The sequence below is a fragment of the Candidatus Obscuribacterales bacterium genome, assembly GCA_036703605.1.
Lineage (GTDB): Bacteria > Cyanobacteriota > Cyanobacteriia > RECH01 > RECH01 > RECH01.
In genome coordinates this window covers 1-1,073 of the sequence record DATNRH010000382.1, presented here as the reverse complement: position 1 = coordinate 1,073, position 1,073 = coordinate 1, and the positions used below count along the sequence as shown (strand labels likewise).

Sequence of the window (1,073 nt, the reverse complement as noted above, 5' to 3'; positions counted from 1 at the left end):
GTTAGCTGGTTCGGACACCGTGACAAGCAAACGCGTGACGAAGCCTTCGCCTTCGTTACTGAGCTGCAGCGGTGGGTTGGTGGCGCTGTAGAACCGTCCGTAGAAAAGCTACAGCCTGTTCAGGCTAAAGAGCTACACCAGCGCTTCGAAGAATCACAGAAGCCCGCTGCTCCAGAGCGTTACACCCGAAGCCAACAGGATCAAGCGCCCCCGGCTGGGGCGTCATCCGCAGCACAAGAAGCCGCCGAACCCGAAGAAGTCGATCCTTTCGATTTTATGGAAGAAGTTGACATCCTTTCGAAGCTCAACTCTGACTGGTTCTCGAAAGTCGAGGAAAAGAAGTGGCAACTTCGCAAGGAAGCCACAGCAGAGCTCCTTGAGCTAGCGTCCAACCCCCGCCTGAAAGCTGGTGACTATGGGCAAGTTACCAGAGTTCTGCAGCACATCATAAGCAAGGATATCAACATTAACGTATGCCAAGACGCCATCACTATCTGTGGCAAATTAGCCGCTGGTCTTCGCCGCGACTTCAGTGCAGATGCTAAGCAGCTCGTCGCTCCGCTTCTAGGGCGATTCAAAGAAAAGAAGCCTACCGTTGTCAAGGCTCTTCAGGAGACGATGCTAAACATGGCCCTGAGCATAAACGTCCCCGACGATGTCCTTGGAGACGTGACCGAGGCTAGCAAGTCAAAAATCCCCACTGTTCGCGAGCAGACCTGGGGTTGGCTCTTGGCCTGTTTTAAGACACCCAAGCACCACCAGCGCCAATTCAAGAGCCTTAAGGCACTCTGTGCACTTCTCGTTACGGCAATGGATGACGCGACTCCTGCCGTGCGCAACACAGCAGCTGAAGTGTTCGGTGTGCTTGCTGGTGTTGTAGGGGAACGCATGATCAACCCATACATCCAAAGGTTGGACGACATCAAGCAAAAGAAGGTCCGTGAGCTGATGCCTGAGAATACTGTTGCTCCCCCACCGAAAGCAGCTCCCATGCCAGAACCTGAACCGTCCAAGCCAGCCCCTCGATCTGCCCCAGCCGCTCAATCAGCCCCACCTGTCACCAAGCGGGTAGT

General features: G+C 54.7%; 1 protein-coding gene. It reads left to right on the top strand.

Going from position 1 to position 1,073, the window contains the following annotated elements; all coding sequences use genetic code 11:
• On the top strand, positions 1-1,073 hold a 1,073-nt coding region (locus V6D20_07980; protein ID HEY9815723.1), incomplete at both ends, for a hypothetical protein.